The 23,859-nt window shown below is 59.9% G+C and carries 22 protein-coding genes; 11 read left to right on the top strand and 11 right to left on the bottom strand.

Features of this window, described 5'->3' with window-relative positions:
• Positions 1-98: 98 nt before the first annotated feature.
• From pncA to sppA, 3 genes are all read right to left on the bottom strand, one after another.
• Positions 99-740, bottom strand: a complete 642-nt coding sequence (pncA, locus tag BM007_RS03905; protein ID WP_061715469.1) for a bifunctional nicotinamidase/pyrazinamidase — start codon at positions 738-740, stop codon at positions 99-101.
• Positions 741-749: 9 nt separating this feature from the next.
• Positions 750-1,766, bottom strand: a complete 1,017-nt coding sequence (ansA, locus tag BM007_RS03900) for an asparaginase (protein WP_008500705.1) — start codon at positions 1,764-1,766, stop codon at positions 750-752.
• 63 nt (positions 1,767-1,829) lie between these two features.
• Complete coding sequence (gene sppA / locus BM007_RS03895; protein WP_024908569.1) at positions 1,830-3,686, bottom strand: signal peptide peptidase SppA; 1,857 nt, start codon at positions 3,684-3,686, stop codon at positions 1,830-1,832.
• 167 nt (positions 3,687-3,853) lie between these two features.
• Between sppA and BM007_RS03890 the strand changes: the two genes are divergently transcribed.
• The 3 genes from BM007_RS03890 to BM007_RS03875 all read left to right on the top strand — a co-directional run bounded on the left by BM007_RS03890 (position 3,854) and on the right by BM007_RS03875 (position 7,477).
• Complete coding sequence (locus BM007_RS03890; protein WP_047648067.1) at positions 3,854-4,405, top strand: NAD(P)H nitroreductase; 552 nt, start codon at positions 3,854-3,856, stop codon at positions 4,403-4,405.
• Between the two features lie 116 nt (positions 4,406-4,521).
• A complete protein-coding gene (gene selD, locus BM007_RS03880; protein ID WP_061715468.1) occupies positions 4,522-5,565 on the top strand; it encodes a selenide, water dikinase SelD in 1,044 nt (347 codons plus the stop codon).
• Positions 5,566-5,569: 4 nt separating this feature from the next.
• On the top strand, positions 5,570-7,477 hold the full coding sequence (locus BM007_RS03875) for a DNA topoisomerase III (RefSeq protein ID WP_061715467.1): 1,908 nt from the start codon (positions 5,570-5,572) through the stop codon (positions 7,475-7,477).
• Positions 7,478-7,548: 71 nt separating this feature from the next.
• On the opposite strand, the gene gdhA is transcribed toward BM007_RS03875, so the two are convergent.
• Positions 7,549-8,892: an NADP-specific glutamate dehydrogenase gene (gdhA, locus tag BM007_RS03870; protein ID WP_090417328.1), complete on the bottom strand. Its 1,344-nt coding sequence runs from the start codon at positions 8,890-8,892 to the stop codon at positions 7,549-7,551.
• Between the two features lie 229 nt (positions 8,893-9,121).
• On the opposite strand from gdhA, the gene BM007_RS03865 reads away from it, so the two are divergent.
• Positions 9,122-9,400 carry a YnjH family protein gene (locus BM007_RS03865; protein WP_090417326.1) on the top strand — a complete coding sequence of 93 codons (279 nt, stop codon included), beginning with the start codon at positions 9,122-9,124 and terminating at the stop codon, positions 9,398-9,400.
• Here BM007_RS03865 and BM007_RS03860 read toward each other — a convergent pair.
• Positions 9,357-9,776, bottom strand: coding sequence for a pyrimidine (deoxy)nucleoside triphosphate diphosphatase (locus BM007_RS03860; RefSeq protein WP_048027511.1), 420 nt, complete (start codon positions 9,774-9,776; stop codon positions 9,357-9,359). The two genes, BM007_RS03865 and BM007_RS03860, sit on opposite strands and share 44 nt — an antisense overlap.
• 75 nt (positions 9,777-9,851) lie before the next feature.
• Here BM007_RS03860 and BM007_RS03855 point away from each other — a divergent pair, with 75 nt between their 5' ends.
• Together BM007_RS03855 and BM007_RS03850 are read left to right on the top strand one after the other, a co-directional pair.
• Positions 9,852-10,421 (top strand): carboxymuconolactone decarboxylase family protein, encoded by a 570-nt coding sequence (locus tag BM007_RS03855; RefSeq protein ID WP_090417324.1) that lies wholly within the window; start codon positions 9,852-9,854, stop codon positions 10,419-10,421.
• Positions 10,414-11,031: a CDP-alcohol phosphatidyltransferase family protein gene (locus BM007_RS03850; protein WP_090417322.1), complete on the top strand. Its 618-nt coding sequence runs from the start codon at positions 10,414-10,416 to the stop codon at positions 11,029-11,031. Before BM007_RS03855 ends, BM007_RS03850 begins: the two co-directional genes overlap by 8 nt.
• Here the strand turns inward: BM007_RS03850 and BM007_RS03845 are convergent.
• From BM007_RS03845 to xthA, 6 genes are all read right to left on the bottom strand, one after another.
• Positions 11,028-12,335 carry a sulfurtransferase gene (locus BM007_RS03845; protein WP_090417321.1) on the bottom strand — a complete coding sequence of 436 codons (1,308 nt, stop codon included), beginning with the start codon at positions 12,333-12,335 and terminating at the stop codon, positions 11,028-11,030. The two genes, BM007_RS03850 and BM007_RS03845, sit on opposite strands and share 4 nt — an antisense overlap.
• A 79-nt stretch (positions 12,336-12,414) precedes the next feature.
• Positions 12,415-13,029 (bottom strand): ATP-binding cassette domain-containing protein, encoded by a 615-nt coding sequence (locus BM007_RS03840; protein WP_090417319.1) that lies wholly within the window; start codon positions 13,027-13,029, stop codon positions 12,415-12,417.
• Positions 13,029-14,558 (bottom strand): ABC transporter permease family protein, encoded by a 1,530-nt coding sequence (locus tag BM007_RS03835; protein ID WP_090417317.1) that lies wholly within the window; start codon positions 14,556-14,558, stop codon positions 13,029-13,031. The genes BM007_RS03840 and BM007_RS03835 overlap by 1 nt, the downstream gene beginning before the upstream one ends.
• Positions 14,531-15,691 (bottom strand): ABC transporter substrate-binding protein, encoded by a 1,161-nt coding sequence (locus BM007_RS03830; RefSeq protein ID WP_254780645.1) that lies wholly within the window; start codon positions 15,689-15,691, stop codon positions 14,531-14,533. Before BM007_RS03830 ends, BM007_RS03835 begins: the two co-directional genes overlap by 28 nt.
• 15 nt (positions 15,692-15,706) lie before the next feature.
• Positions 15,707-16,390, bottom strand: a complete 684-nt coding sequence (locus tag BM007_RS03825) for a TVP38/TMEM64 family protein (RefSeq protein WP_090417315.1) — start codon at positions 16,388-16,390, stop codon at positions 15,707-15,709.
• 6 nt (positions 16,391-16,396) lie between these two features.
• A complete protein-coding gene (xthA, locus tag BM007_RS03820; RefSeq protein WP_032645347.1) occupies positions 16,397-17,203 on the bottom strand; it encodes an exodeoxyribonuclease III in 807 nt (268 codons plus the stop codon).
• A gap of 433 nt (positions 17,204-17,636) precedes the next feature.
• On the opposite strand from xthA, the gene BM007_RS03815 reads away from it, so the two are divergent.
• The 5 genes from BM007_RS03815 to astE are packed head-to-tail and all read left to right on the top strand — an operon-like array spanning position 17,637 to position 23,660.
• Positions 17,637-18,857 carry a succinylornithine/acetylornithine transaminase gene (locus BM007_RS03815; RefSeq protein WP_048991592.1) on the top strand — a complete coding sequence of 407 codons (1,221 nt, stop codon included), beginning with the start codon at positions 17,637-17,639 and terminating at the stop codon, positions 18,855-18,857.
• Complete coding sequence (gene astA / locus BM007_RS03810; RefSeq protein WP_090417314.1) at positions 18,854-19,888, top strand: arginine N-succinyltransferase; 1,035 nt, start codon at positions 18,854-18,856, stop codon at positions 19,886-19,888. The genes BM007_RS03815 and astA overlap by 4 nt, the downstream gene beginning before the upstream one ends.
• Positions 19,885-21,372, top strand: a complete 1,488-nt coding sequence (gene astD / locus BM007_RS03805) for a succinylglutamate-semialdehyde dehydrogenase (RefSeq protein ID WP_061715460.1) — start codon at positions 19,885-19,887, stop codon at positions 21,370-21,372. The genes astA and astD overlap by 4 nt, the downstream gene beginning before the upstream one ends.
• On the top strand, positions 21,359-22,684 hold the full coding sequence (astB, locus tag BM007_RS03800; RefSeq protein WP_090417313.1) for an N-succinylarginine dihydrolase: 1,326 nt from the start codon (positions 21,359-21,361) through the stop codon (positions 22,682-22,684). Before astD ends, astB begins: the two co-directional genes overlap by 14 nt.
• Positions 22,685-22,694: 10 nt before the next feature.
• Positions 22,695-23,660, top strand: coding sequence for a succinylglutamate desuccinylase (gene astE, locus BM007_RS03795; protein ID WP_090417312.1), 966 nt, complete (start codon positions 22,695-22,697; stop codon positions 23,658-23,660).
• Positions 23,661-23,859: the final 199 nt, after the last annotated feature.

Here is a 23,859-nt window from a genome sequence, read left to right as displayed (position 1 = left end):
GGATCGGAGGGGGAGTTTTGCCGGGTGGCGCTGACGCTTACCCGGCCTACGGGGAAAGGTAGGCCGGGTAAGCGTCAGCGCCACCCGGCTTAAAAGGCTTACGCCTGCGTCTCCAGCCAGTCTTCGAGCGTATACAGCGTCGCGCCTTCCGCAGCCATATCCATAAACGCCTGAGCGCTGTCCTGCGGGTGAATGTTCACCCCGCGGCAGCCGTCGGTGATGACGCTGACGGTATAACCTAGCTGGAGCGCATCCAGCACGGTGAACTTCACGCAGTAGTCCGTCGCCAGCCCCAGCACAATCAGCTCCGTGATTTCGTGATGACGTAACCACGCGTCCAGCGCCGTTTTCTGGCGATGCCCGTTATCAAAAAACGCGCTATAGCTGTCGATAGCAGGGTTTTCACCTTTATGGAACACCGCGTCGATGGCTCTCTGATTCAGGAGCGGATGCAGCGCCGCGCCTTCCGTCTGCTGTACGCAGTGATCCGGCCAGAAGGTTTGCGCCAGCCCGTCGAGCTCTCCCTGAGTGAAAGGCTCGACGTTATGCTGGCTGGCAAAGCTGCCGTGGTTCGCCGGGTGCCAGTCCTGGCTTGCGACAACCGCTTCGCTGCGGGCTTTGCACCAGTCTATCAGCGTGTTGGCCACGTCAACGGTGCTGTCACCTTCAGCGACGGCCAGCGCACCGCCCGCGCAGAAATCATTTTGCAAATCGACCAGTAGCAGGGCGCGTTGCTTCATGAGCACTCCTTATTCGTCCGGGGTCAGCTCGCCGCGCAGGTTTTGCATCATCGCGCTGCGAATGGACTGAATGTCCAGATCCTGACTCAGTAAATAGTGAAGTTTAGTCAGCGTTGCCTCAACGGTCATATCGAAGCCGCTGATGACCCCCGCATGCGCCAGCGCGTTGCCGGTGGCATAGCCGCCCATATTCACTTTACCGGACATGCACTGGGTCAGGTTCACCACCACAATTCCGCGCTCGCTGGCTTCCTGAAGCTCTTTCAGGAATTCACCGTTCTGCGGCGCATTGCCTACGCCGTAGGAGCGCAGGATCAGCGCTTTCACCGGCTGGCGCAGGAAGTTACGCACCACGTCCGCAGAGATACCCGGATAGATGGTGACCACGCCAATCGGTTGCGGAGTAATCGGATGCACAATCAGCTCGCCGGCGGTGTTCGGCGCAGGAGGGGTTCCCAGACGACGGATATGAATCCCGGCCTCCAGCAGCGGCTGCAGGTTAGGGGAGGCGAAGGCGTCAAAACCGTCGGCATGGGCTTTGGTGGTGCGGTTGCCGCGATACAGACGATTATTAAAGAACAGCGACACTTCGTTGATCGGGTAATTCGCCGCCACGTACAGGGAGTTCAGCAGGTTGATCTGCCCGTCGGAGCGCAGCTCCGCCAGCGGGATTTGCGACCCGGTGACGATAACCGGCTTGCTCAGGTTCTCCAGCATGAAGGAGAGCGCCGAGGCGGTAAACGCCATGGTGTCGGTGCCGTGCAGGATCACGAAGCCGTCGTACTGGTCGTAATGGGCTTTAATGTCATCCGCGATGTGCTGCCAGTCTTCCGGCGTCATGTCGGAGGAGTCCATCAGCGGCTCGTATTCGTGGATAGTAAAGTCAGGCATTTCCGGACGGTGGAATTCTGGCATCAGTGCAAGCTGACGCTGAAGGTGGCCGGAGACGGGGATATAGCCGTTTTCGGAACGCTGCATACCGATGGTACCGCCAGTGTAGGCTACATAAATCGATTTCTTCTGCATGGTAGTGAGTTCTTGTTCTTCAAAAGAAAAAAATCCCCTCTTCGCGGGAAGAGGGGACGGTTTTTAACGGACGTTCGCGCAGGTCAGGCAAAACGCGTAACGACTCTGTGGATCGTTAAAGGCCGCAAGCTTATCGCTTTCCGCCTTCATCGCTTTTGCCGCCGTGGCGACTGGCGCAGGCAGGTAAGCCTGCAGCGCCTCCGGCAGCATGGCGCGTACCGAGCCGGACATGCTGTCCATGACCATATCGAAGAACGACGGTTCGTCCTGGTAATACTCGATATGCCACTGCTTCAGCTTCGCCAGTTCGGCGGCTTTCTTCACCGCGTCATCGAAGTCACCCAGGCTGTCCACCAGTCCGTTGCTCTTCGCATCCTGACCGGTCCAGACGTGGCCCTGCGCAATCTGGTCGATCTGCTCAGGCGTTTTTTTACGCGAGTCTGCGACCAGGGTGATAAAGCGTTTATAGCCGTTCTCAATGCTGAGCTGCATCATCTCAGAGACTTCCGGCGGCAGAGATTTGGTCACCGACACATCCGCCAGCGGAGAGGTCGCTACGCCATCGGTATGCACGCCCAGGGAATCCAGGCTGTTCTCTACGGTGTTGATCACCCCGAAGATACCAATCGAACCGGTCAGCGTGCTTGGGTTAGCCACGATGTAGTTGGCTGGCGTTGAGATCCAGTAACCTCCGGAGGCGGCCATTCCGCCCATTGAGACGACGACTGGCTTACCGGCGGCGCGCGCCGCAGCCAGTTCAGCGCGGATCACCTCGGAGGCGCTCACGCTGCCGCCAGGGCTGTTGACCCGCAGGACAATCGCCTTCACTTTCGGATCCAGGCGCGCATCGCGGATTTGTGACGCGGTCGTATCGCCGCCCACGTTCCCCGGGGTCTCCTGACCGTCCATGATCGCACCGTTGGCAAAGACCACCGCGACGCTGTCACCGCTGTCATCCGGCTTTTTCGTCGAGTAATCATACATGCTGATGGCGCTGTAGTTTTTATCCTCTTTGCTCCAGCCAAACTGCTTGCTCAGGGATTTTTCAATCTCGGCGCTGGTGCCCAGGGCATCAACCAGTTTGTTATCCAGCGCATATTTCGCGGTATCGCCGTCAACCTTACGCAGGCCTTCCAGCACGCCCTGCGCGCCAGGGAACGCCTGCTCAGGCGTAATCTGACGGTTCGCGGCAACGGTGCCCAGATAGTTCTGCCACAGCTCGCCAATCCAGCGGCTGTCCGCTTCGCGGGCGGCAGGGGACATATCGTCGCGGATAAACGGCTCAACGGCGGATTTATAGGTACCGACGCGGAAGACGTGGGTGGTGACCTTTAGCTTGTCGAGCAATGATTTGTAGTACAGGCCGTTGGTGGCAAAGCCGTGCAGATCCACCGTACCCTGCGGGGAGAGCCAGATCTTATTGGCGAAGCTCGCCAGATAATATTGCCCCTGGCTGTAGCTGTCGCCCACGGCAATCACCGGCTTGCCGCTGTCGCGGAATTCGCGCAGCGCTTTACCGATGTACTGCATTGAAGGCTGATCGCCTCCGGCAAAATCTTTCAGATCCAGCACGATCCCGGTGATGTTACGGTCGTTTTTGGCCTGGCGGATGGTATCGACAATATCAAACAGGGAGTTTTCCTGCAGACGATCTGAGGTTGCGCCAAACAGCTGGCGACCAATCACGCTCAGGCGACTGCTGGTGGACGGCTTATCAACGATAACGCCGGTGATATCGAGTAATAGCGCGCCGCGCGTTGAATGCTGCGCCTGATTCGCATTACTGATATGCATCCAGATGCCCGCGCAAACCAGAACCAGGAAGATGAAGAAGATGTTCATCACCAGGTTGCGGACGAAGTTGAGCAGTCTCCACGTCCATTTAAAGAAACCGGCAATGATTCGCCAAAGGGTTCGCATGTATTCTCCCTAACCAGAAAATGACTGTTTCCGTCGCCACTGGACGGTAATGTTGGGTTATCGTAATGACCCAACCGCCACTTGTCAGCAGGAATCGCCTGCCAGGCTGTAACAAAATCTGCCGCCGTGTTAATTTTGTGAGTAAATTTCAAGAAAGGAGTTAACCAATGGACGCACTCGAACTGCTTGTTAACCGCCGTAGCGCTTCCCGTCTGGCCGAACCTGCCCCGGCAGGCGAGCAGCTGGAGAACATTCTGCGTGCCGGCATGCGTGCCCCCGATCATGGCACACTGCAGCCGTGGCACTTCTTTGTAATTGAAGGCGAAGGACGCGATCGTTTCAGCCAGCTGCTGGAGCAGGGGGCGGTGGCCGCAGGGCAGGATGAGAAGGGGATCGACAAGGCGCGTAATGCCCCGTTCCGCGCCCCGATGATCATCGCTGTCGTGGCAAAATGCCAGGCGGATCATAAAGTTCCGGTCTGGGAACAGGAAATGTCTGCGGGCTGTGCGGTGATGGCGATGCAAATGGCCGCCGTCGCGCAAGGCTTCAACGGTATCTGGCGCACCGGTGCGCTGACCGAAAGCCCGGCGGTCCGTGACGGTTTTGGCTGCGGTGAGCATGACAAAATTGTCGGTTTCCTCTACCTCGGCACCCCGCAGCTTAAAGCCTCCAGCACCATCAGCGTGCCGGACACCACGCCTTTCGTCAGCCGCTTCTGATAACGCACGCTAAACTGTCTGGATTCTGAGCATCTGCCGCAGAATTCAGACAGTCATACTTACCTCTTTATGGAATGAGCGCTACCATAGCGCGATTGAGATGACAGGAGACGTCCATGAGCGAGCAAACCATTCGTTTAACGCAGTACAGCCACGGAGCCGGTTGCGGTTGTAAAATTTCCCCGAAAGTGCTGGAGACCATCCTGCACAGTGAACAGGCGAAGTTTGTCGACCCGAACCTGCTTGTCGGCAATGAAACGCGCGACGATGCTGCAGTTTATGACTTAGGTAACGGCACCAGCATTATCAGTACCACCGACTTCTTTATGCCGATTGTCGACAATCCGTTCGATTTCGGGCGCATTGCGGCCACCAACGCCATCAGCGATATCTTTGCCATGGGCGGTAAGCCGATTATGGCGATCGCCATTCTGGGCTGGCCGATCAACACCATCCCGCCGGAAGTGGCCCGTGAAGTGATTGATGGCGGCCGTTTCGCCTGCCAGCAGGCAGGAATTGCGCTGGCCGGTGGTCACTCTATCGATGCGCCGGAGCCTATCTTCGGCCTGGCCGTCACCGGTGTGGTGCCGACCGAACGCGTGAAGCGCAACAGCACCGCACAGGCGGGCTGCAAGCTGTTCCTCACCAAGCCGCTGGGTATTGGCGTGCTGACCACCGCCGAGAAAAAGTCCCTGCTGAAACCGGAGCACAAAGGGCTGGCAACCGAAGTCATGTGCCAGATGAACCTCGCCGGTGCGGCGTTCGCCAATATCGACGGCGTGAAGGCGATGACCGACGTGACCGGTTTTGGTCTGCTGGGGCACCTTTCCGAAGTGTGTCAGGGCGCGGGCGTGCAGGCGCAGGTCTGGTATCAGGACGTGCCGAAGCTGCCGGGCGTGGAGGAGTACATTGCTCAGGGCGCGGTCCCGGGCGGTACCCAGCGTAACTTCGCCAGCTACGGTCACCTGATGGGCGAAATGCCAGAAGAATGGCGCAACCTGCTGTGCGATCCGCAAACCTCCGGCGGCCTGCTGCTGGCGGTGACGCCGGAATCCGAAGCCGAGGTCCAGGCCACGGCCGCCGAGTTTGACATTACCCTGACGGCGATCGGCGAGCTGGTAACCGCGCGCGGTGGCCGACCGATGATTGAGATCCGTTAATTCGATGCGGTTGTTTATTGCCGAAAAGCCGAGCCTGGCCCGTGCCATTGCCGATGTGCTGCCCAAGCCGCACCGCAAGGGCGACGGCTTTATCGAATGCGGTAACGGGCAGGTGGTCACCTGGTGTATCGGTCACCTGCTTGAGCAGGCGCAGCCGGATGTCTATGACAGCCGCTACGCCCGCTGGAATTTAAACGATCTGCCCATCGTGCCGGAAAAATGGCGCCTGCAGCCCCGGCCTTCGGTCACCAAACAGCTGAACGTGATCAAGCGCTTCCTGCATGAAGCGGCTGAAATCGTGCACGCGGGTGACCCGGACAGGGAAGGGCAGCTGCTGGTGGATGAGGTGCTGGACTATCTGGAGCTGGCGCCGGAAAAGCGCCAGCAGGTGCAGCGCTGTCTGATCAACGACCTCAACCCACAGGCGGTCGAGCGAGCCATTTCGCGCCTGCGCGCCAACAGCGAGTTTATTCCGCTGTGCGTCTCGGCGCTCGCGCGTGCCCGCGCCGACTGGCTGTACGGTATCAACATGACCCGCGCCTACACCATCCTCGGGCGCAACGCGGGCTATCAGGGCGTGCTCTCCGTGGGGCGCGTGCAGACGCCGGTGCTGGGGCTGGTCGTGCGTCGTGACGAAGAGATTGAGAACTTCGTCGCTAAAGATTTCTTTGAGGTGAAAGCGCATATCGTCACGCCTAAAGACGAGCGCTTCACCGCCGTCTGGCAGCCGAGCGATGCCTGCGAGTCGTATCAGGATGAAGAGGGGCGTTTGCTGCACCGCCCGCTGGCGGATCATGTGGTTAACCGCATTACCGGACAGCCGGCTATCGTTACCAGCTATAACGATAAACGGGAATCAGAACCCGCGCCGCTGCCGTTCTCGCTGTCGGCCCTGCAGATTGAGGCCGCGAAGCGCTTCGGCCTGAGCGCGCAGAATGTGCTGGATATCTGCCAGAAGCTCTACGAAACCCACAAGCTGATCACCTATCCGCGTTCGGATAGCCGCTATCTGCCGGAAGAGCATTTTGCCGGTCGTCATTCTGTGATGAACGCCATTAGCGTGCATGCGCCGGATCTGCTGCCGCAGCCGGTGGTGAACTCGGACACCCATAACCGCTGCTGGGACGACAAAAAGGTGGACGCCCACCACGCGATTATCCCGACGGCGCGCGCCAGCAACGTCAACCTGACCGACAACGAAGCAAAGGTCTATAACCTGATCGCCCGCCAGTACCTGATGCAGTTCTGTCCGGACGCGGTGTTCCGCAAATGCGTGATCGAACTGGAAATCGCGAAAGGGAAATTCATTGCGAAAGCCCGTTTCCTTGCTGAAGCAGGCTGGCGCACGCTACTGGGGAATAAAGAGCGTGACGAGGAGAACGACGGCACGCCGCTGCCCGTCGTTGCCAAAGACGATGAGCTGCTGTGTGAAAAAGGGGAAGTGGTGGAACGCCAGACCCAGCCGCCGCGCCATTTTACCGATGCGACGCTGCTGTCCGCGATGACCGGCATCGCCCGGTTCGTGCAGGATAAAGATCTGAAGAAGATCCTGCGCGCCACCGACGGTCTGGGTACGGAGGCAACCCGCGCGGGGATCATCGAGCTGCTCTTTAAGCGCGGTTTTCTTGAGAAAAAGGGGCGCTATATCCATTCGACCGAGCCGGGCCGCGCGCTGATTCACTCCCTGCCTGAGCTGGCCGCCAGGCCGGACATGACCGCGCACTGGGAGTCGGTGCTGACGCAGATCAGCGAGAAGCAGTGCCGCTATCAGGACTTTATGCAGCCGCTGGTGGGGACGCTTTACCAGCTGATCGATCAGGCGCGCAGCACGCCGGTGAAGCGCTTCAGAGGGATGGTTGCACCAGGCGCGGGTGCGAAGAAACCGTTTAAAAAGAAGAAGAGCGCGGCCTGATACGCCCGGTTTTCTCCCTCTCCCTGTGGGAGAGGGCCGGGGTGAGGGCACCCGGCCGCACGATATAAACCTTAAATCACACCCTGCCCAATCATCGCATCCGCTACCTTCACGAACCCGGCGATATTCGCCCCGCGCACGTAGTTGGTTTGCGATGCTTCACCGCCGTACTCCACGCACGCATGGTGAATATCCAACATGATATGGTGCAGGCGCGCGTCGACTTTTTCCGCCTTCCAGCCGAGACGCGCGGCGTTTTGCGCCATCTCGAGGCCGGAGGTCGCCACGCCACCCGCGTTAGCGGCTTTGCCTGGTGCAAACAGCACGCCCGCCTCCAGGAACAGGTCCGTCGCGTCGATCGTGGTCGGCATGTTCGCCCCTTCGGCCACCGCTTTTACGCCATTGCTAATCAACGTGCGCGCGGCTTCAGCATCCAGCTCGTTCTGCGTGGCGCACGGCAGGGCGATATCCACCGGCACGCCCCACGGCTGTTTCCCTTCCTGGTAGGTCAGGCCAAACTCCCGGGCGTAATCCGCCACGCGTCCATCGCGGCTGGCTTTGATTTCACACAGGCGCGCCAGCTTCTCTGCCGTGAAGCCCGCTTCATCCACCACCGTTCCGCTGGAATCAGAGGCGGTCACTACGCGAGCGCCAAACTGCATCGCTTTCTCAATCGCGTACTGCGCCACGTTACCGGAGCCGGACACCGCGACGCGCATACCTTCGAAGCCTAAGCCGTGACGCTTGAGCATAGCTTCGGTGAAGTAAACCAGACCGTACCCGGTCGCTTCCGGGCGGATCAGGCTCCCGCCAAACGATAGCCCTTTGCCGGTAAAGACGCAGGCGCTGTTGTTGGAGAGCTTTTTCATCATCCCGGCCATAAAGCCTACTTCACGCCCGCCCACGCCGATATCACCGGCAGGCACGTCGGTGTCAGGACCAAGATGGCGATAGAGTTCGGTCATCAGCGCCTGGCAGAAACGCATCACTTCGCCTTCGCTTTTGCCTTTCGGGTCGAAATCGCTGCCGCCTTTCCCGCCGCCCATGGGCAGCGTGGTCAGCGCGTTTTTAAAGGTCTGCTCGAAGCCGAGGAATTTCAGAATCGACAGGTTCACGGACGGATGGAAACGCATGCCGCCCTTAAACGGACCGATGGCCGAGTTAAACTGTACGCGCCATGCGCGGTTAACCTGCACCTGGTTGCGATCGTCCACCCACGTCACGCGGAACTGGATCACGCGCTCTGGCTCGACAAGGCGTTCAAGCAAAGACATCTGGCGATAGCGCGGGTTTTGTTCAAGGAAGGGCCACAGGGTGGTCATCACTTCACGCACGGCCTGGGCGAACTCGCTTTGGTGCGGGTCGCGCTGCTGAACGTGGGCAAGGAAACTTTCCAGAGAGCGTGTCTGATCCATAGATATAAGAACCTCTTATAATAATGTTTGTATATGACTTATGCGTTTTGTGTTGTTTTTTTGACTATACCACCCGTACTGCTTTGTCTGGCAAGCAGAAATTCAGGGCGAAAGGGAAATTAATGAAATGAGCTGCGTCATAACTAAAAGCGATGACGAGATATATTAAAGGTTCCGCGCTGGTTTACCGTTATAGTCATTATCAAGGGAACAACAGGAAGATGTGTCTATGAAACGTTATCTACTCACCGCGTTGTGTGTGATCTTTACCGCAGGTGCGCAGGCTGACCGCATTCGCCCGGACGTGGAAGTGAATGTGCCGCCGGAAGTGTTTAGCTCCAGCGGCGAGAATCAAACGGTGCAGCCCTGTAATCAGTGCTGCATCTATCAGAATCAGAACTACTCGGAAGGGGCCGTGGTGAAAGCGGAGGGCGTTCTGCTGCAGTGCCAGCGCGACGAGCGCGTTATTGGCACGAACCCGCTGGTCTGGCGTCGCGTAAAACAATAAACGCTTCCAGAAGGGGAATATCCGCAGGGGCTAAGGCGTAGCCAAACGCCTCTTCCGGCGTACACCACGCCAGCGCGCTGTGGTAGTGCGCCGTGAGCTCGCCGCTAAACGCAGGAACGTGCCAGGCGTGCAGGTTGATTAAGCGCTGCGAGACTACACGCTGGTGGCTGGCCACGTATTGCGCAGGGCGTGCTTCAATACCTAACTCTTCACGCAGCTCGCGGATAAGCGCCTCGGGCTGGGTTTCACCCGCCTCGACTTTGCCGCCTGCAAATTCCCACATGCCCGGCTGGTCGGCGTGGGCAGGGCGCTGTGCCAGTAAAATTTTGTCGTCTTTTTCGATGATGGCGGCAACGACATCGAGTGTTTTCAGCATGGTCGTCAATAATTGATAGCGAAAAAAGACATATTATCGTGCCCTTTCTCAGAGTCCACCTATCAGGAGAATCAGGTGAAAGAGACTACCGCCTGGGTTGCCCCTATCGAATCCCTTCCCGCCAGCCTTAAACCCATTGCCGTGATGCAGAAAAAGCATTTTGGCGCCGTGCTGAATCCCACGCGCTGGTGGGGGCGCATGCCGCGTCTGTTCTGGCTGGTGGCGCTGTTTGTCGGTTTTCTGGAGCGTCGTCGCGCGCGCCTGACGCCCGTGCTTCGTTCGCTGCTCATGACGCGGGTGTCCCAGCTCTGCCACTGCGCTTTCTGTATTGATGCCAACAGCCTGCGGCTGGCCGAGCGCTGCGGCGCGCTGGATAAGGTGCAGGCCGTGAGCGACTGGCAGGGTTCCGCCTTGTTCACCGAGCAGGAGCGCGCGGCGCTGGCCTACGCCGAGGCGGTGACCGCCACGCCGCCCCGGGCGGATGAGGCCATCAGAACGGCGCTGAAGCGCCACTTTACGGATGACGCCATCACCGAGATGACGGCGCTCATTGCCTTTCAGAATCTCTCCGCCCGCTTTAATGCCGCGCTGGATATTCCGGCTCAGGGGCTGTGCGCCACGTTTAATGAGATGCCTCATGCTTGACCGTCACCTGCACCCGCGGGTAAAGCCCGTTCTGAATCGTCTGGTTTCCGTGCTGGACAGGCCGGGCATTACGCCCGACGGATTAACCCTTACCGGGTTTGCCATTGGCGTGCTGGCGCTGCCGTTTCTGGCCCTCGGCTGGTATCCTGCTGCGCTGGTCGCCATCGTGCTTAACCGCCTGCTGGACGGTCTGGACGGGGCGCTGGCGCGCCGCAGAGGGCTGACCGATGCGGGAGGATTTCTCGATATCGCGCTCGATTTTCTGTTCTACGCCCTGGTGCCGTTTGGCTTTGCGCTCGCGGCTCCAGCGGAAAATGCGCTGGCGGCCGCATGGCTGCTGTTTGCGTTTATCGGTACCGGCAGCAGTTTTCTGGCGTTTGCGGCGCTGGCCGCGAAGCACGACATCGACAACCCCGGCTATGCGCACAAGTCGTTTTATTACATCGGCGGGTTAACGGAAGGGACGGAGACCATCGCGCTGTTTGTGCTGTGCTGCCTCTTCCCGGCGCACTTTACGCTATTCGCGTGGATATTCGGCGCGCTGTGCTGGCTGACCACCACAACGCGCGTCTGGAGCGGCTACGTGACGCTGAAGTCACTCAACCCTTAGAGCGTACTTTCAGGCCCGCGCTCACCGGTCGTCACCGGGTTCTGCGGGTGACTGCTCCATTCGTACCAGCCGCCGTCATAGACGGCGATATTCTTCCAGCCCATCGCCCGGGCGTACATAAAGGTTTCGGACGCCCGCCAGCCGGTGCCGCAGTAAAACGCGACGTGCTGTTCCGGCAGAATATTCCAGCGCTTCCACTGGGCGGCGATGTCGATAGCGCTGCGCATGGTGCCATCCGGATTATGGAAATCCTCCATGTGGGTAGCATCGCTGCCCGCGTGACCCCAGCGGGCACCGGCAATTTCACCTTTTGGCTTGATGTAGCTGTAGCCGCTGGTTTCGCCGATGAACTCCGGCCACGAGCGGATGCTGACCAGGGAGGCATCCTGACGGTGCAGCATGCCGCGCGCCTGTTCCATATCCACCATCAGCTGCGGCTGACCGGGGATCGGCGCGCCAAAATCGGGGGCTGGCGTTACTTTACCTGGCGTGCCGCGCTCAACCGGCAGGCCTGCATCTGACCACGCCTTCCAGCCGCCGTCGAGAATACGCACATCCTTCACGCCCGCATACAGCATAATCTGCGCCACGCGCGCGGCGGCGTAGACGTCGCGGCCATACAAGATGACGGTGGTGTCGTGACGGATCCCGTGCTTCGCCAGCATCGCTTTCAGCTTGTCGTCGGATACTTTATTCCACAGCGGTTCGCTTTCCACCTCGTTGGTGTCGATATAGCCCGCGCCGGGAATGTGGTTCAGCAGGTAAAACTTCGGTGCACCCCAGGCGGCTTCGATCACTTTCCAGTCACCCGACGACGCGGCGGTCACGGGTTTACCCTGCTGGAGCCGGTGGATCCACTGCGGGTAAACCAGCTGTTCAAAGTGGGGCAGACGCTGAAGGCGATCTGGGGTCTGCAGTGCGTCACTGAGCAGCGAAACGTGGCGGTAACCGGCTTTCTCCAGGCGGGCTTTTACCGCCAGGTTATCGTTCTCGTCGCCGTACAGGGCGATGGCCGTTGCAGGGGTAAGCTGATGTTGTTTTGCCCAAAGCGCAATCTGCTCGTCGCTCATAGCGCTAAGCCAGGCGGCAGCAAGGTTGAGTGCGGCGGGTTCATGCCCGGAGGGGCCGCTGAGCGTCTGCGGCCAGCCGTTGTAAAACGCGCTGGCGCGGGTGTCGACAGGCGTGCCGTGCTGTGCCTGAAGCTGAGACAGCGTGATGGCGTTGGGCATATCAGCCGCCAGCGAGGAAAAAGAAGCGAGGCCGCAGAGCAGGGCCAGCGCGGTCAGTTGAGAAACACGTTTCATCGAATAACCTGACGTCAGTAAAACAGGGGGGCATTGTCGTCTCTCCCGAATCGGAAAACATTGCGTTAGCACATTATTGCTAGCGAGAAATCTCAATCAGCTCGCCGCCGGGTGGAATATCGTCCTCATCGTGCGTGACCAGCACCACCGGAATATTGCGCGCGCGGACGGCGTCAAACACCCATGCCCGAAATGAGGCCCGCAACGCTTTATCGAGGCGGCTGAACGGTTCATCCAGCAGCAGCGCCTGCGGCTCCGCGAGCAGGGCCCGCAGCAGGCTGACCCGTGCGCGCTCCCCGCCGGAAAGGGTGGCCGGATCGCTGGCGTAATGGCCGCTCAGCCCGGCGGAATCCAGTGCCTGCGCGACCGCTTCCCGCCGCGCGCTGCCGGCGATCCGCTCAGGCAGCGCCAGCAGCAAATTTTGCCCGACGCTGAACTGGTCGAACAGCAGCGCGTCCTGAAAGAGAATACCCAGCCCGCGGGACTCCACGGGAAGAGCGTCGCAGCGACGCGCGTCGAGCCACAGTTCGCCCCGCGCCTGGAAATCGTCTGACAGCGCGCCGACCATCCAGGCAAAAAGGGTCGATTTGCCGCTGCCGGACGGCCCCATCAGGGTGACGATCTCCCCGCGGGGCACGCAAAAACTGACCTCGCGGAAAAGCGGTTCGATGGTGAGATCTTTTACCTTCAGCATTATCGTAATCCTTGACGGTAGCGGCCCGCGAGCCGGGATAACAGGGCGGCAAGACCAAACACCGTGCCCGTGACCAGCAGTAATCCCAGCGCCCGGTTAGCGAGAATCGGGATGCTGCCTCCGCTGCTGAGCGCGACGGTTTCGGTGGTCAGCGTGGCGAAACGCCCCGCGCCCAGCCACAGCGTCGGCATGTATTGTGCCATGCTGACGGAAAAGCCGGTGGCAAAGGCCAGCAGCGCAGGGCGCACCAGCAGGGGGCATTTCAGCAGCAAGAATATTTTTTCCCGTCGCCAGCCGAGCGTTCTGGCGGTAAGAACAAGTCGGGGATCGATCCGCCGCCAGGCGGGTTGCAGCACCAGCAGCGTCCACGGTAATACCCACAGGAGGTGGCTCCAGAGTACGGCGGCGTAGCGCCCGTCGAGTCCCAGATGCAGCGCAATGGCATACTGGCCGGTGACGAGCGGCAGCGCCGGAAGGGCGAGCGGTAACCATACCCACAGTGTGCCGCGCTGCGGGCCCCATTCCAGCCAGAGAACGCTGATGAGCAGGGCGATCAGGCTCGAAAGCAGCCCGAAGGAAAGGCTGGTCCCCACGGGACCTACGTCGTCCCGCTGCGCCAGCATCAGCAGCACCGCGGCGCACAGGATGCCACACGCGGGCAGAAAGCCGCTGAGTGTACGTACAGGCAGAACGCGCTCAGACCTGCGGCGTGTCCCGCTGAGGACAGGAACCCTGCGGCGCCATGCCTTCCATAAACCGTACCCAAGTGCGGCAAGCGCGGCTAGCAGCACGAGGAGTAGCAGGCACAGCAGCGTCCCTTTTGCCTGCTGCTGCGCGTCGCCCTGGCTCAGCCACTGCCAGGCCAGCACGGCCAGGGTAGGCGGGTTTCCGGGCCCGAGCACGATCGCCACGTCCACGACCGACAGCGACCACGCCAGCACCGCCAGCATCACCGCGCCGAGAACGGGCGCAATCGCCGGAAGGATCAGCCAGCTGAGCGTCTGAAAACGCCCATAGCCAAAGGTTTGCAGGACGGTCTTCTGCAGTGCGAGCCGTTTTTCCGGCAGGACGGCGTAAATGGCCCACAGGACAAACGTACTCTCTTTGACCGCGAGCGTCAGGCCCAGACCGACGCCGTAGCGGTCAAACGGCGGAGAACAGACGGTGCAGATCTGATAATACAGACCGCCCTCGGCAAACAGCAGTAACGCGCCGGTGGCGAACGCCACATGGGGGATCGCGAGTAGCCACGGCAGGCGGGTCGTGAGACGTCGCCAGCGCTTACCAGGCCACAGAAGGCTGACGAGGAAAAGGGCAATCAGCAACGCCCCCAGCGTGGCGATGAGCGTTGAGACCAGCGTGGCGACGGTCGCCTGAGGTAGCTGCGGATCGTTCAGCAGCCACAGCCAGTTTGTCACCGAAAACGCCGGGGCAAGCAGCATGGCGCCGGCGGGCAGGATCGGCAGATAAATCACCGCCATCGCCAGCCAGACAAGCCCGCTCAGCGGGTGCCGTAACGACGCAGCCATTCCTGCTCCAGCGCGTTCACCCAGGCGGACTGCGGCTCTGCAAGCACCTTCGGCAGCCCCTGCGGCGTGTGGGCGAGCAGTTGTTTCGCTTCACCTTCGGGCATCGTTTTCGCATCCAGTACGCTTGGGTCTCCCCATATGGCCGGGTCGGCCTTGCGGATTTGCGCCCGCGGTGACAGCAGGAAATTAGCGACCACTTTCGCCCCCGCGCTCGCGCTGGCATTGGCCGGAATCGCCACAAAATGGACGTTGCCGAGCATCCCGCCCTGGAAACCAAAGCTGTAGCTGTCGGCGGGCAGTTCGCTGCTCGCCACTTTCTGCTGCACATGGGCCGGGTTAAAGGTCAGCGACAGGTTCAGACTGCCGCGGGCAAGCAGGGTGTCCATGCGCGCGGGTGAAGGGGGGAAGTCTTTGCCTTCGCGCCACATCAGCGGGTGCAGCTTATCGAGGTAGGCCCAGAGCGGCGCGGTAACGTGGTCAAACGTTTCATCGGGTGCTTTTTGTAAAGCCTCAGGGCGATCGGTGAGCGTCAGAAGCAGCTGCTCAAGAAATGCCGTGCCGGTAAAATCGGGCGGGCGAGGATAGCTGACCTTGCCCGGGTGCTGCTGTGCGTAAGCCAGCAGCGCCTGAGGATCCTCCGGCGGCGTCGGCATGCTGGCTTTGCGGGCGATAAAGGTCAGCTGCGCACCGCCCCACGGGGATTCCGCGCCGTCTGTGGGAATTGCAAAATCCTCCGTAACGGGCTTGCGGGTATCGACATAGCGCCAGTTTGGCAGCGTCTGCGCCCATCCGGTTTGCAGCAGGTTCGCTTCTTTTAACGTGCGGAAGTTTTCGCCGTTAACCCACAGCAGGTCAACCGAGCCGTTGGCCTTGCGCCCCGCGGCGGCTTCGGTCTGAATACGTTTTACCGCGTCGGCGGCATCCGCCAGCGGGACGATTTTGAGGGTAATGGCATTGTGCGTTTGCATCTCACCGCTGACCCACTCAAGGTAGCGGTTGACCGCCGGATCGCCGCCCCAGGCGTTAAACCAGACGGTCTGGCCTTTGGCCTGTTGTTGGATAGCGTGCCAGCTTTCGGCGGCAGAGAGAGGGGCTGCCAGCAGCAGACCGATCAGGAACGCGCAAAAACGCACACGGCGCATAATGCCTCACTTTTTAGCAGACGGGAGATAACGGGAAAACAGCCGGCGGGTGACCAGCGGTAATAACCCCAGTAGTGTAAAGGCGAATATCATGCCCGGCGACAAAATATCGCGCAGCGAGGTCACTTTTCCCAGCTCGCGCCCGGCGTTCAGAAAGACAACCGTCGCGGGCAGCATGGCGACCTGGCTGACCCACCAGTAGCGAAATACGCCAATCCGGGTCAGCCCCATCAGCAAATTCACCAGAAAAAACGGGAACAGCGGCATCAGGCGCAGGGCAAAAAGATAGCCCGCGCCGTCATGCGACATACCGGCGTTCACCGTTTTCATCTGCTGAGCAAACCGCCGCTGGACCCCGTCGCGCAGCAGATAACGACTGGCGAGCATGGCCAGCGTGGCCCCGAGCGTGGAGGCGAACGAGACCAGCGCGGTGCCTTCCCACAGGGGAAATAACGCCCCGCCCAGCAGGGTGAGGATCGCCGCGCCGGGTATCGACAGGGCGGAGACCGCGACATAGAGCGCAAAAAAGATCAGCGCGCTGCGCAGCGGCGCGTGGTCGACATGGGAAAGTAACGCCTGCTGGTGAGTTTTAATCCCTTCCAGGGAGAGGGTTCCCGGGGGAAGCATGACAAACGTCAGAATAAATGCGCCCAGAAGGGCGCACAGGAAAGCGATTTTTCGAATGTTCACGCGTCATTACAGCTTGAATTTAGCCCACACCGGCGCGTGGTCGGACGGTTTTTCCATGCTGCGGATATCGTAGTCGATCCCGGTTTCGATGCAGCGCTCGGCCAGCGGCGAACTGGCCAGCAGCAGGTCTATACGCAGGCCACGGTTGTCGTCAAAGCCTTTTGAGCGGTAGTCAAACCAGGAGAAGCGATCCTGCGTTTCCGGGTTGGCATTGCGGAAGGTATCCACCAGGCCCCAGCCCAGCAGGCGCTCCATCCACTCACGCTCTTCCGGCAGGAAGGAGCATTTGCCGGTACGCAGCCAGCGTTTGCGGTTCTCTTCGCCAATACCGATATCGAGATCCGTCGGGCTAATGTTCATGTCGCCCATGATCAGCACCGGATTCTCTTTTTTGAGTTCAGTTGTCAGGAAGTCCTGCAGATCCTGATAAAACTTCGCTTTGGCCGGGAATTTGGTTTCATGGTCACGGCTTTCACCCTGCGGGAAATACCCGTTAATGACCGTGATATTCCCGAGCGCAGAAGGCACTTCCGCCATGATGATGCGACGCTGCGCTTCTTCACCGTCGCCAGGGAAGCCGCGACGCACGGAAACCGGCGGCGCTTTGGTGAGCAGCGCGACCCCATAGTGTCCTTTCTGACCGTGATAGAAGACGTTGTAGCCGAGTTTCGCCACCTCTTCGAGGGGGAACATGTCGTCGTGAACCTTTGTCTCCTGCAGGCCGATCACATCTGGCTGATGTTGCTCAACGATAGCTTCAAGCTGATGAGGACGGGCACGCAGGCCGTTGATATTAAAAGAGACAAATTTCATAGTCGCTGCCAGTGCAAGGTGAATAGTGCATGGATGGTAGCAGAATTTGCGTCAACTGTTACCGGGTTCGACCAATAACTGCGACAGATAATGCCGGTGGTGCAATATTTGCACCATTCTGACGCGTCTCGCCCCCAAACAGGGCGTAAATGACCGATAAATTTCGCGAGCGATCACAATTCCAGAATTATATTTGGCCTGTGCATACTCTTTCTGATTTTCATGCGGCAAAGCGCCGCTTGTCGTAAAAATATTCACTTTTTATGCACTAACAGTGAATAACTCCATGTCGTAACTTGTTGATATTCTGTTACCTCAACCCGTTTATGCATTTTTATCGCTGGCTGGCACGAAGGCTGCAATCTACATTCACAGTGCAAACACTCAATTATTTAACATTCAAATAACCTTTTATTTACCGGATGAGGTCGCTATGTCTCTGTCAATTACGCGTGAAAATTTCGATGAATGGATGATGCCGGTTTACGCTCCGGCGGCTTTTATTCCGGTTCGTGGGGAAGGCTCGCGCCTGTGGGATCAGCAGGGTAAAGAGTACATCGACTTTGCAGGTGGGATTGCGGTCAACGCGCTGGGTCATGCGCACCCGGCGCTGCGTCAGGCGCTGAACGACCAGGCGGCGAAGTTCTGGCATACCGGCAACGGCTTTACCAACGAGCCCGCGCTGCGCCTGGCCAAAAAACTGATCGACGCGACGTTTGCGGAGAAGGTCTTTTTCTGTAACTCGGGGGCGGAAGCCAACGAGGCGGCGCTGAAGCTGGCGCGCAAATATGCGCACGATAAATTTGGAACCCACAAGAGCGGCATCGTGGCGTTTAAAAATGCCTTCCACGGACGCACGCTCTTTACCGTCAGCGCGGGCGGTCAGCCTTCCTATTCGCAGGATTTCGCGCCGCTGCCGCCGGATATTCGTCACGGTATTTATAACGATCTGCAGTCCGCCAGCGAGCTGATTAACGACACCACCTGCGCGGTGATCGTCGAGCCGATGCAGGGCGAAGGCGGCGTGCTTCCGGCGCAAAAAGCCTTCCTGCAGGGGCTGCGCGAGCTGTGCGATCGTCACGATGCGGTCCTGATTTTCGACGAAGTGCAGACCGGCGTGGGCCGCACCGGCGAGCTGTATGCCTATATGCACTACGGCGTGACGCCGGACGTGCTTTCGACCGCCAAAGCGCTGGGCGGCGGCTTCCCGATTGGGGCGATGCTGACCACAGATAAATTCGCCAGCGTAATGACCGTGGGCACCCACGGCACCACCTACGGCGGCAACCCGCTGGCTACCGCCGTTGCCGGACAGGTTCTCGATATCATTAACACCCCTGAGGTGCTGAAAGGCGTTAAGCAGCGTCACGACTGGTTTGTCGAGCGTCTGAATGCCATCAACAGCAAAACGGGGCTGTTTAAAGAAATTCGCGGTCTGGGGCTGTTAATCGGCTGCGAGCTCACCGCTGAGTTTGCCGGGAAAGCTAAACTTATTTCACAGGAAGCGGCAAAAGTGGGCGTGATGGTGCTGATTGCCGGTGCCAACGTGGTGCGTTTTGCGCCTGCGCTGATCGTCAGCGAAGAAGAAGTGCAAACCGGTCTGGACCGTTTTGCGCTGGCGTGTGAAAAAGTGAAATCTGGGGTGTCATCATGATGGTCATCCGTCCCGTTGAGCTCGGCGATCTCGCCGGGCTCATGCAGCTTGCCGGTAAGACGGGAGGCGGGCTGACCTCGCTTCCTGCCGATGAAAAAACGCTGTCGGCGCGCATCGAGCGCGCCCTGCAAACCTGGCAGGGGACGTTGCCAAAAAGCGAGCAGGGGTATGTGTTCGTGCTGGAAGACACCGACACGGGAACCGTGGCCGGGATCTGCGCCATTGAAGTGGCCGTCGGGCTTAACGACCCGTGGTACAACTACCGCGTCGGCACCATGGTTCACGCCTCGAAAGAGCTGAACGTTTATAACGCGCTGCCCACGCTGTTTCTCTGCAATGACCACACGGGGGCCAGCGAGCTGTGCACGCTGTTCCTCGATCCGGCGTGGCGCAAAGAGGGTAACGGCTATCTGCTCTCCAAATCGCGCTTTATGTTTATGGCCGCCTTCCGCGATCGCTTTAACGAAAAAGTGGTCGCAGAGATGCGCGGCGTGATCGACGACACCGGCTACTCGCCGTTCTGGGAGAGCCTGGGCGAGCGCTTCTTCTCGATGGAGTTCAGCCGGGCGGACTACCTGTGCGGTACCGGCCAGAAAGCTTTTATTGCCGAGCTGATGCCGAAGCATCCTATCTATACCCATTTCCTCAGCCCGGAAGCGCAGGCGGTGATCGGCGAAGTGCATCCGCAAACCGCCCCCGCCCGCGCGGTGCTGGAGAAAGAAGGCTTCCGCTACCGCAACTATGTCGACATCTTTGACGGCGGGCCTACGCTTGAGTGCGATATCGACCGCGTGCGCGCGATCCGTAAAAGCCGGCTGGTTGAGGTCTCTGAAGGCCAGCCCGCGCCGGGCGACTGGCCCGCATGCCTGGTGGCGAATGAAAATTACGCCAACTTCCGCGCCATGCTGGTGCGAACCAACCCGAAATGTGAACGTCTGGTGCTGACGGCTGCTGAGCTCGATGCCCTGAAATGTAACGCCGGCGATACGGTTCGCCTGGTGCGTCTCTGCCCTGAGGAGAAAACAGCATGACATTATGGATTAACGGTGACTGGGTCACGGGTGAAGGCGAACAGCGCGTAAAGACCAATCCGGTTGGAAAAGAGGTGCTCTGGAAGGGGCATGACGCCAGCGCCGCGCAGGTAGATCAGGCCTGCCATGCCGCTCGCCGCGCGTTTCCGGCGTGGGCAAAACAGCCTTTCGCCGTGCGCCAGGCAATTGTTGAAAAGTTCGCCGGGCTGCTGGAGGCAAACAAGGCTGAACTGACGCGCATCATCGCGTCTGAAACCAGTAAACCGCGCTGGGAAGCGACAACCGAAGTGACGGCGATGATCAATAAAATCGCCATTTCGGTCAAGGCGTACCATACCCGTACCGGCGAACAGCATACCGACATGCCGGACGGCGCGGCCACGCTGCGCCACCGTCCGCACGGCGTGCTGGCGGTGTTTGGTCCGTACAACTTCCCGGGGCATCTGCCGAATGGCCACATTGTGCCCGCGCTGCTGGCGGGCAATACCGTCATTTTCAAACCGAGCGAGCTCACGCCATTAACCGGCGAGGCGGTGGTTAAGCTGTGGGAACAGGCCGGCCTGCCGCCGGGCGTGCTGAACCTGGTGCAGGGCGGACGTGAAACCGGCCAGGCGCTGAGCGCGCTGAGCGATATCGACGGCCTGCTGTTTACCGGCAGCGCCGGGACGGGCTATCAGCTGCACCGCCAGCTGGCAGGGCAGCCGGAGAAAATTCTGGCGCTGGAGATGGGCGGCAACAACCCGCTGATTGTGGAAGATCCTGATGATATCGACGCCGCGGTGCACCTGACGATTCAGTCCGCCTTTATTACCGCCGGACAGCGCTGCACCTGCGCCCGCCGCCTGCTGGTCAAGCGCGGCGCGCAGGGCGATGCCTTCCTGAAGCGTCTGGTAGAAGTGAGCGCGCGGCTGGTACCTGCCGCGTGGGATGCCGATCCGCAGCCGTTTATCGGCGGGCTGATTTCCGAACAGGCCGCGCTGAACGTACTGAAGGCCTGGCATGACCACGTCGCGCGCGGCGCGAAAACCCTGCTCGAGCCAAAGCAGGTTCAGCCGGGCACCTCGCTGCTGACGCCGGGCATCGTTGAGATGAGCGGCGCGAGCAACGTGCCGGATGAAGAGGTCTTTGGCCCGCTGCTGTGCGTCTGGCGCTATGACGATTTCGATGCGGCGATTGCGATGGCGAATAACACCCGCTACGGCCTGTCGAGCGGGCTGATTTCACCGCATCGCGAGAAGTTTGAACAACTGCTGCTGGAAGCGCGCGCCGGTATTGTGAACTGGAATAAACCGCTGACCGGGGCCGCGAGCACCGCGCCGTTCGGCGGCGTGGGCGCGTCGGGCAACCATCGCGCCAGCGCGTGGTATGCCGCCGATTACTGCGCGTGGCCGATGGCGAGCCTGGAAACCCCGGCGTTGACGCTGCCGGAGACGCTTAATCCGGGGCTGGATTTTACCGGAGGGGATCGTCATGAAAGCGCGTGAAGTTAACTTTGACGGGCTGGTGGGGCTGACGCACCACTATGCCGGTCTCTCTTTTGGTAATGAAGCCTCGACGAAGCATCGCTTTCAGGTCTCGAACCCGAAGCTGGCGGCGAAGCAGGGGCTGCTAAAAATGAAGGCGCTGGCTGATGCCGGTTTCCCGCAGGCGGTGATCCCGCCGCAGGAGCGTCCGAACGTGGCGGTGCTGCGTCAGCTCGGCTTTAGCGGCACCGATGAGCAGGTGGTTGAAAAAGCGGGTACGCAGACGCCGCACCTCCTCTCGGCGGCAAGCTCGGCCTCTTCGATGTGGGTGGCCAACGCCGCGACCGTCGCGCCGTCAGCCGATACGCTGGATGGCAAAGTTCATCTGACGGTGGCGAACCTGAACAATAAATTCCACCGCGCCACCGAAGCGGAAACCACCGAGCGCGTGCTGCGCGCCATTTTCAGCCAGGACGCCCATTTTGAGGTGCATCAGGCTCTGCCGCAGGTGGCGATGTTTGGCGACGAAGGCGCGGCTAACCATAACCGCCTGGGGGGCGATTATGGCGACCCGGGCCTGCAGCTGTTTATCTACGGGCGAGAAGAGGGGGGCCACGCCGCGCCAACCCGTTATCCTGCGCGTCAGACGCTGGCAGCCAGCCAGGCGGTTGCCCGCCTGAACCAGGTCAATCCTTCCCAGGTGATTTTTGCCCAGCAGAACCCGCACGTGATCGACCAGGGCGTGTTCCACAACGACGTGATTGCCGTTTCCAACCGCCAGGTGCTGTTCTGCCACGAGCAGGCGTTTGCCCATCAGGAAAAGCTGCTCGCCACGCTGCATGAGCGCGTGCGCGGCTTTACGCCCATTCAGGTGCCAACGGCGGCGGTAAGCGTGCAGGACGCGGTCGAAACGTATCTGTTCAATAGCCAGCTGCTGAGCCGCGATGACGGCAGCATGATGCTGGTCCTGCCGCAGGAGTCCCGGGATCATCAGGGCGTGTGGCGCTACCTGACCGAGCTGGTGAAGGCCGATAACCCGATTGACGAACTGCGCGTGTTTGATCTGCGCGAAAGCATGGCCAACGGCGGTGGCCCAGCCTGTTTACGTCTGCGCGTGGTCTTGACCCAGGACGAAATGCAGGCGGTTAATCCGGCGGTCATGATGAACGATACGCTCTTTACCCGTCTGAATGACTGGGTCGATCGCTACTATCGCGATCGGCTAACGCAGGCGGATCTGGTTGACCCGCAGCTTCTGCGTGAAGGACGCGAGGCGCTGGACGCATTATCGACAATCCTGCAGCTGGGATCGGTTTACCCGTTCCAGCGCTAAAGGAGTGGATATGGAAAATTTACTGGCGCTGACCCTGGCCGATGAGACGCCGGAACAGAAAGAGGGGGACGGCCCCTCATTTCGCTGGCGGTGGCTGGGGCGCGGGGTGCTTGAGCTGACGCCGACCGCAAAAAGCGATCTCTCGCTGCTGCTTTCAACGGGCATTCACGGGAATGAAACGGCACCCGTTGAGATTGTCGATCTGCTGCTGCGCGCGCTGTATCGCAATGAAATTGCCCTGACGTGCCGCGTGCTGGTGGTGCTGGGCAATCCCCCTGCGCTGGCGCAAAACAAACGGTATCTGGTCAGCGACATTAACCGCATGTTCGGCGGGCGCTGGGCGCAGTTTCCGCAGAGCGATGAAACGGCGCGGGCAGCGTGGCTGGAGAACGTGGTGACCGCGTTTTTTGCCGCTGCGGGGCCCGTGCGCTGGCATCTGGATCTGCATACGGCCATCCGCGCGTCTTACCATGTTCGCTTTGGCGTTCTGCCGCAGCGCAATCAGCCGTGGGAGGAAGATTTCCTGAGCTGGCTGGGAGACGCCGGGCTGGAGGCGCTGGTCTTTCACCAGTCGCCGGGCGGAACCTTTACGCACTTCACCTGTGAGAACTTTGGTGCGTTGTCCTGTACGCTGGAACTGGGGAAAGCGCTGCCGTTTGGCCAGAACGATCTCACCCGCTTTGCGCCTACGCATCTCGCCCTTCGGGCGCTGCTGGGAGGAAAGGCTCCCGAGCACGCGCATCAACCCGTTGAGCGGTACCGGGTCGTACAGCAGATCACGCGCCGCAGCGATGCCTTCCTGCTCCACATGGCCGCACATACCCTCAACTTCACGCCGTTCCGCAAAGGGGCGCTGCTGGCCGAGGATGGCGAGGAGCGTTACGAGGTGCAGAAAACCACCGAGTATGTTTTATTCCCTAACCCCACCGTCGCGTTTGGCCTGCGGGCCGGGCTGATGCTGGAAAAAATATCCTGAACCTTTCCCCTCTCATCATTCGGGAGGGGGAAGTAAAAAACTTTTCTTAACGATTAAAGCGCTTGCGCTTGTTTTGCAGAATATTCCTGGTGAATTGCTTTATTATTCACCTTCACTCCGTTATAATTCTGCTAAATCGCTTTAAAATCATCGCATTGAATATTTTTTGTTGCAACTCTCCACGCTTTATCCTTATTTC

Source organism: Enterobacter sp. NFIX59 (assembly GCF_900113755.1).
Lineage (GTDB): Bacteria > Pseudomonadota > Gammaproteobacteria > Enterobacterales > Enterobacteriaceae > Enterobacter > Enterobacter pseudoroggenkampii.
The sequence above is the reverse complement of the archived record's forward strand: the minus strand, read 5'-3'. Positions and strand labels throughout refer to the sequence as shown.

Excerpts from the sequence above, each read along its gene's own strand:
- pncA (WP_061715469.1), bottom strand. The coding sequence starts at position 740 with ATGAAGCAACGCGCCCTGCTACTGGTCGATTTGCAAAATGATTTCTGC.
- ansA (WP_008500705.1), bottom strand. The coding sequence starts at position 1,766 with ATGCAGAAGAAATCGATTTATGTAGCCTACACTGGCGGTACCATCGGT.
- sppA (WP_024908569.1), bottom strand. The coding sequence starts at position 3,686 with ATGCGAACCCTTTGGCGAATCATTGCCGGTTTCTTTAAATGGACGTGG.
- BM007_RS03890 (WP_047648067.1), top strand. The coding sequence starts at position 3,854 with ATGGACGCACTCGAACTGCTTGTTAACCGCCGTAGCGCTTCCCGTCTG.
- selD (WP_061715468.1), top strand. The coding sequence starts at position 4,522 with ATGAGCGAGCAAACCATTCGTTTAACGCAGTACAGCCACGGAGCCGGT.
- BM007_RS03875 (WP_061715467.1), top strand. The coding sequence starts at position 5,570 with ATGCGGTTGTTTATTGCCGAAAAGCCGAGCCTGGCCCGTGCCATTGCC.
- gdhA (WP_090417328.1), bottom strand. The coding sequence starts at position 8,892 with ATGGATCAGACACGCTCTCTGGAAAGTTTCCTTGCCCACGTTCAGCAG.
- BM007_RS03865 (WP_090417326.1), top strand. The coding sequence starts at position 9,122 with ATGAAACGTTATCTACTCACCGCGTTGTGTGTGATCTTTACCGCAGGT.
- BM007_RS03860 (WP_048027511.1), bottom strand. The coding sequence starts at position 9,776 with ATGCTGAAAACACTCGATGTCGTTGCCGCCATCATCGAAAAAGACGAC.
- BM007_RS03850 (WP_090417322.1), top strand. The coding sequence starts at position 10,414 with ATGCTTGACCGTCACCTGCACCCGCGGGTAAAGCCCGTTCTGAATCGT.
- BM007_RS03845 (WP_090417321.1), bottom strand. The coding sequence starts at position 12,335 with ATGAAACGTGTTTCTCAACTGACCGCGCTGGCCCTGCTCTGCGGCCTC.
- BM007_RS03840 (WP_090417319.1), bottom strand. The coding sequence starts at position 13,029 with ATGCTGAAGGTAAAAGATCTCACCATCGAACCGCTTTTCCGCGAGGTC.
- BM007_RS03835 (WP_090417317.1), bottom strand. The coding sequence starts at position 14,558 with ATGGCTGCGTCGTTACGGCACCCGCTGAGCGGGCTTGTCTGGCTGGCG.
- xthA (WP_032645347.1), bottom strand. The coding sequence starts at position 17,203 with ATGAAATTTGTCTCTTTTAATATCAACGGCCTGCGTGCCCGTCCTCAT.
- BM007_RS03815 (WP_048991592.1), top strand. The coding sequence starts at position 17,637 with ATGTCTCTGTCAATTACGCGTGAAAATTTCGATGAATGGATGATGCCG.
- astA (WP_090417314.1), top strand. The coding sequence starts at position 18,854 with ATGATGGTCATCCGTCCCGTTGAGCTCGGCGATCTCGCCGGGCTCATG.
- astD (WP_061715460.1), top strand. The coding sequence starts at position 19,885 with ATGACATTATGGATTAACGGTGACTGGGTCACGGGTGAAGGCGAACAG.
- astB (WP_090417313.1), top strand. The coding sequence starts at position 21,359 with ATGAAAGCGCGTGAAGTTAACTTTGACGGGCTGGTGGGGCTGACGCAC.
- astE (WP_090417312.1), top strand. The coding sequence starts at position 22,695 with ATGGAAAATTTACTGGCGCTGACCCTGGCCGATGAGACGCCGGAACAG.